This window comes from Streptomyces sp. NPDC102278, assembly GCF_044766345.1.
GTDB lineage: Bacteria > Actinomycetota > Actinomycetes > Streptomycetales > Streptomycetaceae > Streptomyces.
This window is the reverse complement of record NZ_JBIWLV010000004.1, coordinates 492,551-506,458: the sequence shown is the minus strand read 5'-3', so window position 1 is coordinate 506,458 and position 13,908 is coordinate 492,551. Positions and strand designations below refer to the sequence as shown.

At 71.4% G+C, this 13,908-nt stretch carries 15 protein-coding genes; 9 read left to right on the top strand and 6 right to left on the bottom strand.

Annotation, left to right across the window (positions count from 1 at the left end):
* Positions 1 to 164: 164 nt before the first annotated feature.
* The 4 genes from ACIRO3_RS14520 to ACIRO3_RS14505 all read right to left on the bottom strand — a co-directional run bounded on the left by ACIRO3_RS14520 (position 165) and on the right by ACIRO3_RS14505 (position 3,506).
* Complete coding sequence (locus tag ACIRO3_RS14520) at positions 165 to 1,001, bottom strand: alpha/beta fold hydrolase (RefSeq protein WP_404136238.1); 837 nt, start codon at positions 999 to 1,001, stop codon at positions 165 to 167.
* A 463-nt stretch (positions 1,002 to 1,464) separates the two neighbouring features.
* Positions 1,465 to 2,043 (bottom strand): TetR/AcrR family transcriptional regulator, encoded by a 579-nt coding sequence (locus ACIRO3_RS14515; RefSeq protein ID WP_404136235.1) that lies wholly within the window; start codon positions 2,041 to 2,043, stop codon positions 1,465 to 1,467.
* A gap of 186 nt (positions 2,044 to 2,229) precedes the next feature.
* Positions 2,230 to 3,084: an NAD(P)H-binding protein gene (locus ACIRO3_RS14510; RefSeq protein WP_404136232.1), complete on the bottom strand. Its 855-nt coding sequence runs from the start codon at positions 3,082 to 3,084 to the stop codon at positions 2,230 to 2,232.
* Positions 3,081 to 3,506, bottom strand: a complete 426-nt coding sequence (locus tag ACIRO3_RS14505) for a nuclear transport factor 2 family protein (protein ID WP_404136229.1) — start codon at positions 3,504 to 3,506, stop codon at positions 3,081 to 3,083. Before ACIRO3_RS14505 ends, ACIRO3_RS14510 begins: the two co-directional genes overlap by 4 nt.
* 300 nt (positions 3,507 to 3,806) lie before the next feature.
* Between ACIRO3_RS14505 and ACIRO3_RS14500 the strand changes: the two genes are divergently transcribed.
* Positions 3,807 to 5,123: a PP2C family protein-serine/threonine phosphatase gene (locus tag ACIRO3_RS14500; protein WP_404136345.1), complete on the top strand. Its 1,317-nt coding sequence runs from the start codon at positions 3,807 to 3,809 to the stop codon at positions 5,121 to 5,123.
* A gap of 55 nt (positions 5,124 to 5,178) precedes the next feature.
* On the opposite strand, the gene ACIRO3_RS14495 is transcribed toward ACIRO3_RS14500, so the two are convergent.
* Entirely contained in the window at positions 5,179 to 6,522 is a 1,344-nt protein-coding gene (locus ACIRO3_RS14495; RefSeq protein WP_404136226.1) for a diacylglycerol/lipid kinase family protein, read from the bottom strand.
* A gap of 135 nt (positions 6,523 to 6,657) precedes the next feature.
* Between ACIRO3_RS14495 and ACIRO3_RS14490 the strand changes: the two genes are divergently transcribed.
* On the top strand, positions 6,658 to 6,993 hold the full coding sequence (locus ACIRO3_RS14490) for a YnfA family protein (protein WP_404136223.1): 336 nt from the start codon (positions 6,658 to 6,660) through the stop codon (positions 6,991 to 6,993).
* 72 nt (positions 6,994 to 7,065) lie between these two features.
* Here ACIRO3_RS14490 and ACIRO3_RS14485 read toward each other — a convergent pair whose 3' ends face one another.
* Positions 7,066 to 7,569, bottom strand: coding sequence for a universal stress protein (locus ACIRO3_RS14485; RefSeq protein ID WP_404136342.1), 504 nt, complete (start codon positions 7,567 to 7,569; stop codon positions 7,066 to 7,068).
* A gap of 305 nt (positions 7,570 to 7,874) precedes the next feature.
* Between ACIRO3_RS14485 and ACIRO3_RS14480 the strand changes: the two genes are divergently transcribed.
* The 7 genes from ACIRO3_RS14480 to kdpB all read left to right on the top strand — a co-directional run bounded on the left by ACIRO3_RS14480 (position 7,875) and on the right by kdpB (position 13,891).
* Positions 7,875 to 8,228 carry an SAV_915 family protein gene (locus tag ACIRO3_RS14480; RefSeq protein ID WP_361778962.1) on the top strand — a complete coding sequence of 118 codons (354 nt, stop codon included), beginning with the start codon at positions 7,875 to 7,877 and terminating at the stop codon, positions 8,226 to 8,228.
* A gap of 58 nt (positions 8,229 to 8,286) precedes the next feature.
* Positions 8,287 to 9,621: a diaminopimelate decarboxylase gene (gene lysA / locus ACIRO3_RS14475; protein ID WP_404136219.1), complete on the top strand. Its 1,335-nt coding sequence runs from the start codon at positions 8,287 to 8,289 to the stop codon at positions 9,619 to 9,621.
* 19 nt (positions 9,622 to 9,640) lie between these two features.
* Positions 9,641 to 9,787: a hypothetical protein gene (locus ACIRO3_RS14470; RefSeq protein ID WP_404136216.1), complete on the top strand. Its 147-nt coding sequence runs from the start codon at positions 9,641 to 9,643 to the stop codon at positions 9,785 to 9,787.
* Between the two features lie 99 nt (positions 9,788 to 9,886).
* On the top strand, positions 9,887 to 10,030 hold the full coding sequence (locus tag ACIRO3_RS14465; RefSeq protein WP_361778956.1) for a hypothetical protein: 144 nt from the start codon (positions 9,887 to 9,889) through the stop codon (positions 10,028 to 10,030).
* Entirely contained in the window at positions 10,027 to 10,116 is a 90-nt protein-coding gene (gene kdpF, locus ACIRO3_RS14460) for a K(+)-transporting ATPase subunit F (protein ID WP_267087884.1), read from the top strand. Before ACIRO3_RS14465 ends, kdpF begins: the two co-directional genes overlap by 4 nt.
* Before the next feature lie 8 nt (positions 10,117 to 10,124).
* Positions 10,125 to 11,789, top strand: a complete 1,665-nt coding sequence (gene kdpA / locus ACIRO3_RS14455) for a potassium-transporting ATPase subunit KdpA (protein WP_404136211.1) — start codon at positions 10,125 to 10,127, stop codon at positions 11,787 to 11,789.
* On the top strand, positions 11,786 to 13,891 hold the full coding sequence (kdpB, locus tag ACIRO3_RS14450) for a potassium-transporting ATPase subunit KdpB (RefSeq protein WP_404136208.1): 2,106 nt from the start codon (positions 11,786 to 11,788) through the stop codon (positions 13,889 to 13,891). The genes kdpA and kdpB overlap by 4 nt, the downstream gene beginning before the upstream one ends.
* Positions 13,892 to 13,908 lie beyond the last annotated feature (17 nt).

Genomic DNA, 13,908 nt, shown 5'->3' with positions numbered 1-13,908 from the left:
GCCGGCTCGCCGGCCAATCCCGTGCGTCCTCGTCCGACGCGCGGGGCCATTTCTTGACGCCGTAAAAGAGAACCGTTACTTCAATTCCTTCAACCGAAGCGCTCCCCGTGACACGAACGCGCCCCTTGTCCGCACCACACCGGGTGCGGACAGGGGGCGGGCGGTCACTTGGCGAGGAATTCCGTCAGGTGCTGGTTGAATTCCTTCGCGTGCGTGAGGTTGAGCCCGTGCGGGGCCCCTTCGATCAGGGCGAGGCTGCTGTCCCGCAGGGCTTCGTGGGAGCGCATGCCGCTGACCTCGAAGGGCACGATGGCGTCCTGGCTGCCGTGGATGATCAGGGTGGGCACGTCGACCCGGGCGAGGTCGTCACGGAAGTCCGTGCGTGCGAAGGCGTCGATGCAGTCCAGGGTCCCCTTGGGGGAAGCCGCCTCTGCCAGGTGTACGTGGTAGCGGTGCTGCGCCTCGCTGACGAGGCCGGTGTCGTCGCCGGCCTGGAAGAAGCCGGTGACGAACCCGTCCAGGAACGCGGGCCGGTCGCCGCGCACGCCGTCCTGGAACCGGGCGATCGTGGCGTCGTCGAGGCCGCCGTCCGGGTTGTCGGTGTTCTTGTGGAGGTACGGGGGGACCGCCGCGGCCAGGACCGCCTGCCGGATGCGCCTGCTGCCGTAGTTGTGAAGGTAACGCACCACCTCTCCGCCGCCCATGGAGAATCCGACCAGTGTGACGTCGCGCAGGTCGAGGTGGGTCAGGAGGGCGTCCAGGTCCCCGGCCAGGGTGTCGTAGTCGTACCCCTCCCAGGGCTGTGACGAGGAGCCGAACCCGCGCCGGTCGTAGGTGATCACCCGGTGGCCGGCCTCGACCAACGGACCGATCTGCGGTTCCCACGAGCGGCCGCTCAGCGGCCAGCCATGGATGAGGACGACCGGGCGGCCCCGCCCGAAGTCCTCGTAGTGGAGTTCGACGCTGCGGTCCTTCTCGGCGCTTACGTTGATTCGCGGCATGCTGAACAGACGCCTTTCGTGTGACGGTGCTGCACGTATACCCGGAGCATGTCGCCGCGAGGCAGGGTTTCACTCACCGCTGAACGCTCATGGAAATTCTCCTCCTCGACACTCCGTCGATTCCCGCGGCCCCGAATCGCGGCAAAGAGTCCCCTGTCATCTTGGGTGAATGAGAAAGCGGTCACGCGGCATGGGTTTCGCGTGCTTTCCTTCCGTCTGCGCGATCCGAGCGCAACGGCGCCGTGCAGGTCCGCGGGGCCCGGAGTCGCCGTCGATGCCTCATCGGTGCGCTGTCCGAGTCACCGTGGCGGGGCGACCCGCACCATCACGGCCGAGCGGGCCTCCGCGCGGCTTCGGGCGCTCGGACGCGTCGGGCCCGCCGCCACCTCGGCGCTCGTGCACCGTCACCGGCGCATGAGTCCGCCGGCGCGGAGGCAATCGGCCGGCATCGGTGGGGCGGGGCTCAGTCGGCCGCGCCGAGGACGTTGTCGATGTACGCCGCGAGTGAGGTCCGCAGGCCTTCCGCGTCCATCCCCTGCTCGTCGATCAGGTGCGCCACGAGGTCGGCGCGGATGGTGGCCAGCAGGGCGTGGGCGGTGAAGTCCGCGTCGTGCACACCCGGCACTTGAGCCAGTGCCGTACGCAGGACTCCGTGCCACCAGCCGTAGTGCTCGGCCCGGTAGGGGCTGCTGAGCCCGGCGTCCTCCGCGGCCGTCATCAGGTTCCGGTTCTCGATCTTGAAGCGCAACGAGGCGTCCAGGAGGTCCGCCACCCGTTGGCGCGGCGAGGAGCCGGCCGCCTCCTGCGCCTCCCGCACCGCCTGCTGCAAGGGTTCCATGCGGGAGGCGATCACGGCGCCGATCAGGCCCGCGCGGTCACCGAAGCGGCGGAAGAGGGTGCCCTTGCCGACGCCCGCGGCCGCGGCGATGTCGTCCATCGACACGCTCTGCGGGCTGCCGCTGGCGCAGAAGAGGGCGTCTGCCGCCGCCAGTACGGCTTCTCGGTTGCGCAGGGCGTCCGCGCGTTCCGTGCGCTGGGCCACGGGTCCTCCTTGGTCTTCGGCCCGTCACCGGTGGTCCGCCCGGGATGCGGCGGATCGGTTCGTGGCGTCGTCGAGCCAGTCGAAGATACGTGTTCCCGCGTGCGCTCGCCGATCCCGCCACCGGTACGGGGCCGCTCATCCGGCCTGCCTCCACGCTCACCCGGCCTGCCTTCACACGACCTCCCGTCACTCGTCCTTCCCGCGTACGACCTCCCTTTCGACGAAGGCGCGGAAGGTGCCCGCAGGACGGCCGGTGAGGCGTTCGACGGTGTCCGTGGTGCGGTCCTCCGCGCCGTCGGCGATGGCGCGGTCCATGGCGGCCAGCATGGTGGCGAACTCCAGCGGGATCTCGGCTGCCCAACGATCGCGCAGCTGGTCGAAGGTCAGGTGCCGGTGCACGACGGTCCGGCCGGTGGCCTCGGTGAGGATCGCGGCGACGTCGTCGTGGCTCAGGGTCTGCGGACCGGTCAGGATCAGATCGGTGTCGGGGGCCTTCGCGTCGGTCAGGGCGCGTACGGCGACCGCGGCGATGTCCCGCGCGTCGACGAATCCGATGCGACCGTCGCCCGAGGCCGTCCGGATGTCGCCGCCCTCCCGGATGCTGCGGGCGTGCGGGGTGGATCCGGTGAAGTTCTGCATGAACCAGGAGGGCCGCAACACCGCCCACTGCTCGAACAGGTCGGGCAGTACCTGGTGGACCTGTCCCACGGCGGGACCGCCCGCGGGGATCGCCGACGCGCTGAGCAGCACCGCCCGTCGCACACCGGCCGTACGCGCCTCGCGGAGGAAGGGCAGCATGACCGTGGCCGGGTCGGAGGAACCGATGGGCGGGACGAGGTAGACGCGTTCGACCCCGTACAGGGCATCGCCCCAGGTCGTGGGCTCGTTCCAGTCGAAGCGGACCGCCTGCGCGCCCTCCACCGGCGTGGCGGTGCGTCCGGCGGCCTTGACGTGGTGCCCCTCGGCGAGGAGGCCTGCGGTGACGCGGCGGCCGGTGGTGCCGGTGGCACCGATGACCAGGGTGCCGTCGAGGCCGCTCATCGATCGGCTCCTGCGAAGTCGGCGCCGGACTCCTGCACGGCGAGTGGATTCCAGTAGTCACGGTAGGAGGTGATGAGCCCGTCCTCGACCGTGACCACGGCGATGTAGGTCATGTCGAAGGGGCCGCCGGTCTTCACCAGGCGGCCGACGCCGCGCATTTCCACCACGATCGTTTCGGGGACGGTGGTCTGGTGGACCGTCACCTCGGGGAAGTCGTGGAGGTCGATGTGGTCCGGGTAGGGGCGCATGTAGTCCGCGATGGCCGCCCGCCCTTCCAGCCGCTGCGGTCGGCCCGGGGGCGCGAAGGGGAACTCCAGGATCCCGTTCTCGTCCCACAGATCCACCCAGGCGGGGACGTCCTTCTCCAGCAGGAGTCGCAGACCGTGACGGTAGAGCTCGGCGGGAGCCGTGGGGAGGGGCATGTTCGAGGTTTCCATTCTGCTCGAAGGCGCGGCGACGGCCGATCCAAAACGGACCGGCGGTCCGCATAGTTCAAACATACGGACCGCCGGTCCGTTTCGCAAGGCGCGCTCCTCGCCGTGCGCGGACCGGACGCGGGCGGAGGTTGGGCGGGCGACGTACGGCGTGATTGGCTGTCGTGCGGACAGACACTCGAAGACTGCGGTTCGGCGGGTTCGGCGGGTTCGGCAGGTTCGGCGGGTTCGGTCGCGGCGAGGGGGCGGGCCTTGACGACGGGTGTGGGAGTGTTGGTGCGGGAGAAGATGGTGCGGGAGAAGAAGGACGGGTTGCCGAGACAGCTGCGGGACCGGGCGCGGTTGGCCGCGGTCGCGGCCACGGAGCTGCTCGACACCGGGCCGGAGCAGGTCTTCGAGGACCTCGCGGGCCTCGCCGCCCGGGTCACCGCCTCGGGGCGGGCGTTCATCACGCTGGTGGATGACCGGCGCTCGTTCTGGAAGGCCTGCGTCGGGGTCGACGCGACCGCGATCGAGGACCGGCAGAATCCGGTGGAGGAGAGCTTCTGCCACTTCCTGATCGGTCTCGACGGGGCGCCGTTCGTGGTGGACGACGCCGCCAACGACCCCCGCACCCGTGACCATCCCTCGGTCGGCTCGATGAGCATCGGCGCCTGGGCCGGGTATCCCCTGCTCGCGGCCGGCGGCGAGGTGCTGGGCAGCTTCTGCGTCATCGACGACAGCCCCCGCGTCTGGACGCCCGCGGACCTGACCACGCTGGAGACGCTCGCCCGCTCGGTCGGCGCGGAGATCGGCCTGCGCCAGTCCCTGACCGCCGCCCGCAAGGCGCACACCCTCTCGGCGGACCTGGCCCACTCGCTCCAGCAGGGCCTGCTGCCGCCCGCCCTGCCGCGGGTACCGGGCGTCGAGGTGGCGGCCTCCTACCTGCCGGCCTCCCGCGCGGGCCGTTCCGACATCGAGGTCGGCGGCGACTTCTACGACCTTTTCCGCACCCGCGGCTCGTCCTGGGCCGCGGTCCTGGGCGACGTGTGCGGAAAGGGGGTGCAGGCCGCCCAGGCGTCCTCCATGGCCCGGTACACGATCCGCGCCGAGGCCGGGGAGAACCGTTCCCCGGCCGGTCTCCTCGGCCGCCTGAACACCGCGATGCTCGCCCAGCACGCTCCGCGTTTCCTCACCGCCGTCTACGCCCGCTTCCGGACCACCCCCGGCGGGCTCGCGGGAACGCTCGCCCTGGCCGGCCACCCGCCCGCCCTCGTCCGCCGAGCCGACGGCACCGTCCGCGAGATCGGCGCGGCCGGGCAACTCCTCGGCGTCTTCGACCCCATCCGCCTGGTCGACGCCAGGTTCCGCCTCGCCCCGGGCGACCTGCTCCTCCTCTACACCGACGGCGCGACCGAGGCACGCGCCCGCCCCGGGGCCCCCGACCGCGATCACGACGTGTTCGACGACGCCGACCTGGCCCGCACCCTCGCCGCCACGGCGGGCCTGAACGCCGGCGACACCATCGCCCACATCAACCGCGCCCTGGCCGCCCGGCACGAAGGATGGACCAGCGACGACACGGCCCTCCTGGCCCTGCGCGTCCCCGAGCGGCACCCCGGCTGAAAGCCCGCCATGGCGCCGGAACGGACCCCGGGCCCGCCGGCATCATCACCGCCGATCAAGCCGTACCGCGCCCAGCCGCGACCCGTCCCATCGTCAGCGCCAGAGCGCGTACCCGGCGCCAGTCCATCGGTGGTGCGACGCGTGGCGCGCCCGGCCGGTGCCGGGGTACGCGCACCCGCAGCGCGCCGGGCGCGAGACGACAGCGCACCGGAGTGGGAAACGTCAGGGCCTCGCCGTCGACCCCGACCGGAATGACGGGGACGTCGGCGTCGACGACGACCTCTCGGGCGGTGGCCGCGGTCAGCCCGCGGCCCTGCCCGCCCCGCAGCAGGAGTTCCGTCGCCTCGGCGGCGTTGCCGACGCCGACGCACAGCAACCCGAGCTCGCCGGAGTCCAGTCTCCGGCGGCGCCCCAGGCCCGCCGAGTCGCCCCTCGCGTAGGGGTTGTTGCTCACCAGTACGGCCTGGGGGCCCTCCACGGCCAGGGATCCGGCACGGACGCTCAACACCGCGCCGCTCTGGTGGGTCAGCAGGTCCGGCAGCATCTCCAGGATGGTGCGGGCCTTGTCGTCGCGGTAGGCGGGACTCCGCACGACTTCCGCGTACACGCCGAACGAGGCGTTGTTGATGAAGACGCGCTCCGCGCTCGGACCCACCGGCCCTCCGCCGCGGAGATGGCCGAGGTCGACGCGCAGTTCGACGCCGTCGTCCAGTGCCTCCAGACACCTGGAGGGATCCTCCCGGTCCAGGCCCAGATCCATGGCGAAGTGGTTGCGGGTGCCGGCGCCGATGACCATGAACGGTATGTCGTGCTCCGCGGCCACGCCGGCGACCAGTGCCTGCGTACCGTCGCCCCCCGCGACGCCGAGCAGGTCCGCCCCGCCCCGAACGGCCCGCCGCGCCAGTTCGGCCACGTCCTGCCGTCCGGTCCGGTCCAGCACGACGACCTCGGCCCCCTTCGCCCTGGCCCGCTCCGCCAGGCGGAACCTTTCGACCTTCCCGCCCCCCGAAAGCGGGTTCATGATCAGGAACGGGTGCTCGGCGCGGCTGACGGACCGCGGCGACACGCTCGGCGCGGTGTCGTCGTCCGCGAGTGCGGCCCTGCCCGCGGAAACGGCCAACGCCCACAGACCGAGCGAGACCAGTACGACCCACAACAGTCCGGCGACCGCGTACAGGACCAGAACAGCGAGCGGCGCGGTGACCACCAGCGTCCCGGCCGCCACCCTGATCCAGCCGGTGTGGGTGAGCGTCCACCAGCCACCGGCCGCCGTGAGCACCAGGCCTGCCCACCCCACCCCCATGAGCACCAGGCTCCCGAGGCCCGCGAAGACCGCCGGCACCGCCGGCGCGGCCACGCCTGCCGCGAGGGCCAGACGCGCGGTCCAACGCCTGCTCATGGGTGGCCTCCCGCCGCGGTCCGGAGGTATCCCCTCAAGCGTAGGGGCGCTCGCGCCGCGCGGCACGTTCCCTTCGTCCCCGCGTCCGGACGGGTCCGTGCGGGTCGGCGGCGCGCCGGCGTTAGGGTCGCGCGTATGACCGTCGCTCGTTCCATCGCCCTGTTCGCCGTGGCCGCCCTCTTCGAGATCGGCGGCGCCTGGCTCGTCTGGCAGGGCATCCGCGAGCACAAGGGCCGGGTCTGGATCGGCGCGGGCGTCATCGCACTCGGCCTGTACGCAGTGGTCGCCACCTTCCAGTCCGACGACGATTTCGGTCGCATCCTCGCCGCCTACGGTGGCGTCTTCGTCGCCGGCTCCATCGCCTGGGGCATGGTCGCCGACGGCTACCGCCCCGACCGCCCCGACGTCATCGGCGCCCTGATCTGCCTCGCCGGCATGGCTGTGATCATGTACGCACCCCGCGGAAACTGACCTGCCGAAGCCGCGGCGCGGCAACCCCGGGTCCGCCGGATCACGCGGCGCGGCAACCCGGGAGCCGCCGGATCACGGGGCCAACTCCCGCGGGTCCAAGGGGATCCTCCAGAAGTTGCGTCGGTGCGCCGCGTCGAATTCGACCTGTAGGGGCGAGGGCGGCACGACGAGTACCGGGCAGGCCGCGTGCGCCAGGCAGTAGCGGGCCACCGAGGGACGCAGCAGGCGGCGCAACGGGGCACGTGAGCCGGTGCCGACGACCAGGATGTCCTCCACGCCGCGGGCGGCGTCCACCAGGGCGGCGCCGGGGGCACCCCGTACGGTGAGGCCCGCGAGGGTGACTCCGGGCTTCGCCGCACGGAACGCAGTGTCGAGTACCTCGCGCAGTCTTTCGACGGCGGCCGTACGGCATTGCGCCAGGGCGCAGGGGCCGAGACCGTTGCGACCGCCGAGTTCACCGCCCGGCGCCTGCCACGCCAGGACGACCCTCAGCTCCGCATCGCGTACGCGGGCCTCCGCGGCCGCCCTGTGCAGGGCGGCCAGACTCCCCAGGGTGCCGGTCACGCCGACCACCACTCTCCGCACGGCCTGTCCCCTCTCCTCGTCGTCCAGTCGCCGGCCCCCATGGAAGGGCCGCCCGGCACGGCGCGGCCATGCCCTTTACGGGGTTCTGGCGGGCGGACCCACAACCCCGACGCCCTGTTGACGGAATCCGGATCCCGCCGTCAGTGACGCGTATGGAGTGGGCCGGCGGCCGTATGGGTCCCGTTACGGGGTGGCCGCCGGGGCGCGGGGACGGGGATAGCTTCGGTTGCACGCCCCGGACCGCCTCCCCGCGCCGGGGCGTCACCCGCCGCTCGTGGTTCCCCGAGGAGGACCCCATGTGCCTGTTCCAGTTCGACGAATCCGATTCCGAGCCCGAGGAACAGGGCCCGGCCGGGCCTCTGTACGTGCCCGCCCGGCCGGGAGGAGCACACGTCGTCGTGCGGCTGTTCCGCACCCCGCTGGGAGCCCGTACCGCCGTGGGTTTCACCAGCCCGGAACGGCTGGCCGCCACGCTCGGGACGGCCCAGCCCTGGATCCGGCTCTCCGCGGCCGCACTCCGTGCGGTGGCCGGGCCGCTCGGCGCATCGCTGCTGACCGTGGACCCGGCTCTCACCGCGCCCCCGGTCACCGCGGCGGGCGCCGGATCCCCGCTCCCGCGGGTGTCCGGGACCACGGCCCGTACGGCCTGAACCAGCACGGCCCGAACCCGCACGGCCCGAACCCGCACGGCCTGAAGAGGAGCAGAACATGGCCATCGACGTTCTTCCGCAGACGCCCGCCGATGGCGGTGAGCTGTCCGTGTGGCCCGCGTCCGCGAAACCGCTCCCGCACGGCGGCCTGGCCGTCGGCGGAGTCTCCCTCACAGAGATCGCCGAGCGGTTCGACACCCCCGTCTACGTACTGGACGAGGGCGAGGTGCGCGGGCGCTGCCGGACGTACCGCGAGGTCTTCCCCGACGCGGACGTGCTGTACGCGGCCAAGGCATTCCTCTCCCGCACGATGGTGCGCTGGGTACGGGAGGAGGGGCTGGGCCTGGACGTGTGCTCGGCCGGGGAGTTGGAGCTCGCCGTCACCGCCGGATTCCCGCCCGAGCGCATCGTGCTGCACGGAAACGCGAAGTCCCCCCGCGACCTGGAGTCCGCGCTGCGCCTCGGTGTGGGACGGATCGTGATCGACAGCCCGTCCGAGATCGCCAGGATCGCCGCCGCCGTCGCCCCGGGCGGCCGCCAGAAGGTCATGGTGCGGGTGGTCCCGGGCGTCTCGGCCGGCGGCCACGACAAGATCCGTACGGGTACGGACGACCAGAAGTTCGGCCTGTCCCTCACCGACGGCGGCGCACAGCACGCCGTCACCCGGATCCTGGGTCTGCCGCAGCTCGAACTGACCGGCTTGCACTGCCACATCGGGTCCCAGATCACCGAGGTGAAGCCCTACCTGGTCGCCCTGCGGCGCGTGATCGGGCTGATGGCCCGCATCCGTGACGCGCACGGCGTGGTCCTGCCCGAACTCGACATGGGCGGCGGCCACGGCATCGCCTACCGGCCGGGCGAACCCGCCCTCGACCTCACCTCGCTCGCCCGGCGCACGCGCACCGAACTCGTCGACGGCTGCGCCGCCGCGGGGCTGCCCGTGCCCCGGCTCGCCGTCGAACCCGGACGCGCCGTCGTGGGCCCCGCCGGCGTCGCCCTCTACCGGGTGCTCACCGTCAAGCACACCGGCGAGAAGGTGTTCGTCGCCGTCGACGGCGGCATGAGCGACAACCCGCGCCCCGCCCTGTACGGAGTGCGGTACGCGCCCCGGCTCGTCGGCCGCCACTCGACGGCGGGGCCCCGTACGGCCACGGTCGTGGGCCGGCACTGCGAGGCGGGCGACATCCTCGCCTCCGACGTCCCCTTGCCGGGCGACATCCGCCCCGGCGACCTGCTGGCCGTACCGGTGGCCGGCGCCTACCAACTGTCCATGGCCTCCGGCTACAACCTGGTCGGCCGCCCCGCCGTCGTCGCCGTCCACGAGGACACGGCCCGGCTCCTCGTCCGGCGCGAAACACTGGCGGACCACTGGAGCCGGGACATCGGCGTCTGAGACGCCGGCGGCGGGGAGGGTGAGGAGCACGAGCACGCTCGTCGCCGACGGCGACAGCGGCCCGAGCGCACGGGCGCCGACCCGCTCTCCGGACGCCCCTCCCCCGAAGAAGACCGCCCGGGCGGGCGGCGCCCTGGACACGGCCGACCTGTCCCCTCAGGGCTGAACGGCGGTTCACGACCGCTCGCGTATGGACGCCATCAAGAGTTCCCCGGCGTCCGTATGGAGCCCGTCAAGGTGGCTCAACCCCCGGCTGGGGACACGGTTGTCTCGTCATCGGCCATCTGGCCGATTCATCACTTCCCTCTTCATCCAGGAGCTCACGGTGGCCGATCTGGCCTTCGTCGTCACCACGGTCGCGGTCTTCGCGCTGGTGGCCTTCATCGCCCGGGGGGTGACCAAGCTGTGACGGTCGAGAACATCGTCGGCCTGCTGGTCGCCGTCTCCCTGCTCGGTTACCTCATCCTCGCCCTCGTGTACCCGGAGAGGTTCTGAGCGCCGACATGAGCCCCGAAATCGCCGGAGTGCTCCAGCTCCTCACGCTGATGACCGCGCTCGCGCTGGCCTACCGCCCGCTGGGCGACCACATGGCCCGCGTCTACTCCTCCGAGAAGCACTGGAAGCCGGAGAAGTGGATCTACCGGGCCATCGGCGCGGACCCGACCGCCGAGATGCGCTGGCCCGCCTACCTGCGCGGCGTCCTCGCGTTCTCGGCCGTGAGCGTCCTCTTCCTCTACCTGATGCAGCGCGCCCAGGGCATCCTGCCCGGCTCGCTCGGCTTCGTGGCGATCGACCCGGACCAGGCGTTCAACACCGCCGCGTCGTTCGTGGCGAACACCAACTGGCAGTCGTACTACGGCGAGCAGGCCATGGGCCACGTCGTACAGACGGGCGGCCTCGCCGTCCAGAACTTCGTCTCCGCCGCCGTCGGCATGGCCGTCGCGGTGGCCCTCGTACGGGGCTTCGCGCGCTCCCGCACCGGGGAACTCGGCAACTTCTGGGCCGACCTGGTCCGCGGCACCGTCCGGATCCTGTTGCCGATCTCGGTGATCGGCGCGATCGTCCTGGTCGCGTGCGGCGCCATCCAGAACTTCGCGGGCATCCACGAGGTCGGGCAGTTCCTCGGCGGCACCCGGCAGTGGAACGGCGGGGCCGTGGCCTCGCAGGAGGTCATCAAGGAACTCGGGACGAACGGCGGCGGCTACTTCAACGCGAACTCCGCCCACCCCTTCGAGAATCCCACCCCCTTCTCGAACCTCTTCGAGATCTTCCTGATCCTGCTCATCCCCTTCGCCCTGACCCGCACCTTCGGCCGCATGGTCGGAAACCTGCGCCAGGGTTACGCGATCCTCGCGACCATGGGCATCATCTGGGTCGCCTTCACCGCGCTGATGATGTGGACCGAGTTCGCCCACCACGGGCCGGCCTTCGATGTCGCCGGCGCGGCGATGGAGGGCAAGGAAGCACGCTTCGGGGTCGGCGGTTCGTCGATCTTCGCCGTCGCCACCACCCTCACGTCCACCGGCGCCGTCAACTCCTTCCACTCCTCCTACACCGGGCTCGGCGGCGGCATCGCGATGCTGGGCATGCAGCTCGGCGAGATCGCGCCCGGTGGTGTCGGCTCCGGCCTGTACGGCATGCTGATCATGGCGATCATCGCGGTGTTCATCGCCGGCCTGATGGTCGGCCGCACCCCCGAGTACCTGGGCAAGAAGATCGGCACCCGCGAGATCAAGCTCGCCGCCTGCCACATCCTCATCACCCCGGCCCTGGTCCTCGGCTTCACCGCCGCGGCGATGGCACTGGACACCCCGGCGAACTCGATGACGAACTCCGGGGCGCACGGCTTCTCGGAGATCCTCTACGCCTACACCTCGGGCGCCAACAACAACGGCTCGGCCTTCGCGGGGCTGAACGCCGACACGCAGTGGTTCAACAGCACCATCGGCATCGCCATGCTGTTCGGCCGCTTCCTGCCCATGGTGTTCGTGTTGGCGCTCGCCGGTTCGCTCGCCGAGCAGAAGCCCGTGCCCGAGACGGCCGGCACCCTGCGCACCGACAAGCCCCTCTACGCCGGCCTCCTCGTGGCAACGATCCTCATCATCACCGGCCTCACCTACTTCCCGGCCCTGGCGCTGGGTCCGCTCGCCGAAGGGCTCGCCTCATGAGCACCGCCACTCCCACGAGGGCTCCGCACCAGGACGTGCCCGCCGGCCACACGCCGGGCGGTGGGCGCGTGGGCGGGGGCCTCTTCGACCCCGAGCAGCTGCTGAAGTCCTTCCCGGACGCGGTGCGCAAGCTCGACCCCCGGATCATGGTCAAGTCCCCGGTCATGTTCGTCGTCCTGATCGGCTCGGTCGTCACGACCGCCCTGGCGATCAGCGACCCCACGCACTGGTTCGGCTGGGCCATCACCGCCTGGCTGTGGCTCACCACGATCTTCGCCAACCTCGCGGAGGCCGTGGCCGAAGGTCGAGGCAAGGCGCAGGCCGACACCCTGCGCAAGGCCAAGACCGATTCCGTCGCACGCCGTCTGAGCGGGGACGGCCGCGGCGAGGAGCGGGTCCCGGGGGCGGAGTTGCGCATAGGCGACCTGGTGGTCTGCGAGGCCGGGGACGTCATCCCCGGCGACGGTGACGTCGTGGAAGGCGTCGCGTCCGTCGACGAGTCCGCCATCACCGGCGAGTCCGCCCCCGTCATCCGCGAATCCGGCGGCGACCGCTCGGCCGTCACCGGCGGCACGAAGGTCCTCTCGGACCGGATCGTCATCAAGGTCACGACGAAACCCGGTGAGACCTTCATCGACCGCATGATCGCCCTGGTCGAGGGCGCGGCCCGGCAGAAGACCCCGAACGAGATCGCGCTGAACATCCTCCTCGCGTCCCTCACCATCGTCTTCCTGCTGGCCGTCGTCACCCTCCAGCCCTTCGCCGTCTACGCGGGCGCCGAGCAGTCGATGGTCGTGCTGACCGCCCTGCTGGTCTGCCTGATCCCCACGACGATCGGCGCGCTGCTCTCCGCGATCGGCATCGCGGGCATGGACCGCCTGGTCCAGCGCAACGTCCTGGCCATGTCGGGTCGGGCGGTGGAGGCCGCCGGCGACGTCTCCACGCTGCTGCTCGACAAGACGGGCACCATCACCCTCGGCAACCGCCAGGCCTGCGAGTTCGTCCCGGTCGAGGGCACCACGGAGGCGGAGCTGGCCGACGCCGCCCAGCTGTCCTCCCTCGCGGACGAGACTCCCGAGGGCCGCTCCATCGTGGTTCTGGCGAAGGAGAAGTACGGGCTGCGCGAACGCCACCAGGGTGAGTTGTCGCAGGCCGAGTGGATCGCCTTCACCGCCCAGACCCGCATGTCGGGTGTCGACGTGGACGGCGGGCAGACCCGCAAGGGCGCCGCCGGCTCGGTCATCACCTGGGTGCGGGAGCAGGGCGGCCGAGTGTCCGACGACGCCGATCTCCTCGCCAACGGCATCTCCGAAGCCGGCGGGACCCCGCTCCTCGTCGCGGTCAAGGACGACAGGGGCGCCCGCGTCCTGGGCGTCATCCACCTCAAGGACATCGTCAAGGAGGGCATGCGCGAGCGCTTCGACGAGTTGCGGCGCATGGGCATCAAGACCGTCATGATCACGGGTGACAACCCGCTGACCGCGAAGGCGATCGCCGAGGAGGCGGGGGTCGACGACTTCCTCGCCGAGGCGACTCCCGAGGACAAGATGGCCCTCATCAAGCGGGAGCAGGCGGGCGGCAAGCTGGTCGCGATGACCGGTGACGGCACGAACGACGCCCCGGCCCTCGCTCAGGCCGACGTGGGCGTGGCCATGAACACCGGCACCTCGGCCGCCAAGGAGGCCGGGAACATGGTGGACCTGGACTCCGACCCCACCAAGCTCATCGAGATCGTGGAGATCGGCAAGCAGTTGCTGATCACCCGCGGCGCGCTGACGACGTTCTCCATCGCCAACGACGTCGCGAAGTACTTCGCGATCATCCCGGCCATGTTCGCCGTGGTCCACCCGGGGCTCGACAAGCTCAACATCATGGGCCTGGCCTCTCCGGAGTCGGCCATCCTCTCGGCCGTCATCTTCAACGCGCTGATCATCATCGCGCTCGTCCCGCTCGCCCTCAAGGGCGTCCGGTACAGGCCGACCAGCGCCGACAGGATGCTCCGCCGCAACATCGGGATCTACGGACTCGGCGGTCTCGTCGCCCCGTTCATCGGCATCAAGATCATCGACCTGCTCATCTCCCTCATCCCCGGGCTCGCCTGAATTTAGGAACGTGCTGA

Excerpts from the sequence above, each read along its gene's own strand:
- ACIRO3_RS14520 (WP_404136238.1), bottom strand. The coding sequence starts at position 1,001 with ATGCCGCGAATCAACGTAAGCGCCGAGAAGGACCGCAGCGTCGAACTC.
- ACIRO3_RS14510 (WP_404136232.1), bottom strand. The coding sequence starts at position 3,084 with ATGAGCGGCCTCGACGGCACCCTGGTCATCGGTGCCACCGGCACCACC.
- ACIRO3_RS14505 (WP_404136229.1), bottom strand. The coding sequence starts at position 3,506 with ATGCCCCTCCCCACGGCTCCCGCCGAGCTCTACCGTCACGGTCTGCGA.
- ACIRO3_RS14500 (WP_404136345.1), top strand. The coding sequence starts at position 3,807 with ATGGTGCGGGAGAAGAAGGACGGGTTGCCGAGACAGCTGCGGGACCGG.
- ACIRO3_RS14495 (WP_404136226.1), bottom strand. The coding sequence starts at position 6,522 with ATGAGCAGGCGTTGGACCGCGCGTCTGGCCCTCGCGGCAGGCGTGGCC.
- ACIRO3_RS14490 (WP_404136223.1), top strand. The coding sequence starts at position 6,658 with ATGACCGTCGCTCGTTCCATCGCCCTGTTCGCCGTGGCCGCCCTCTTC.
- ACIRO3_RS14480 (WP_361778962.1), top strand. The coding sequence starts at position 7,875 with ATGTGCCTGTTCCAGTTCGACGAATCCGATTCCGAGCCCGAGGAACAG.
- lysA (WP_404136219.1), top strand. The coding sequence starts at position 8,287 with ATGGCCATCGACGTTCTTCCGCAGACGCCCGCCGATGGCGGTGAGCTG.
- kdpA (WP_404136211.1), top strand. The coding sequence starts at position 10,125 with ATGAGCCCCGAAATCGCCGGAGTGCTCCAGCTCCTCACGCTGATGACC.
- kdpB (WP_404136208.1), top strand. The coding sequence starts at position 11,786 with ATGAGCACCGCCACTCCCACGAGGGCTCCGCACCAGGACGTGCCCGCC.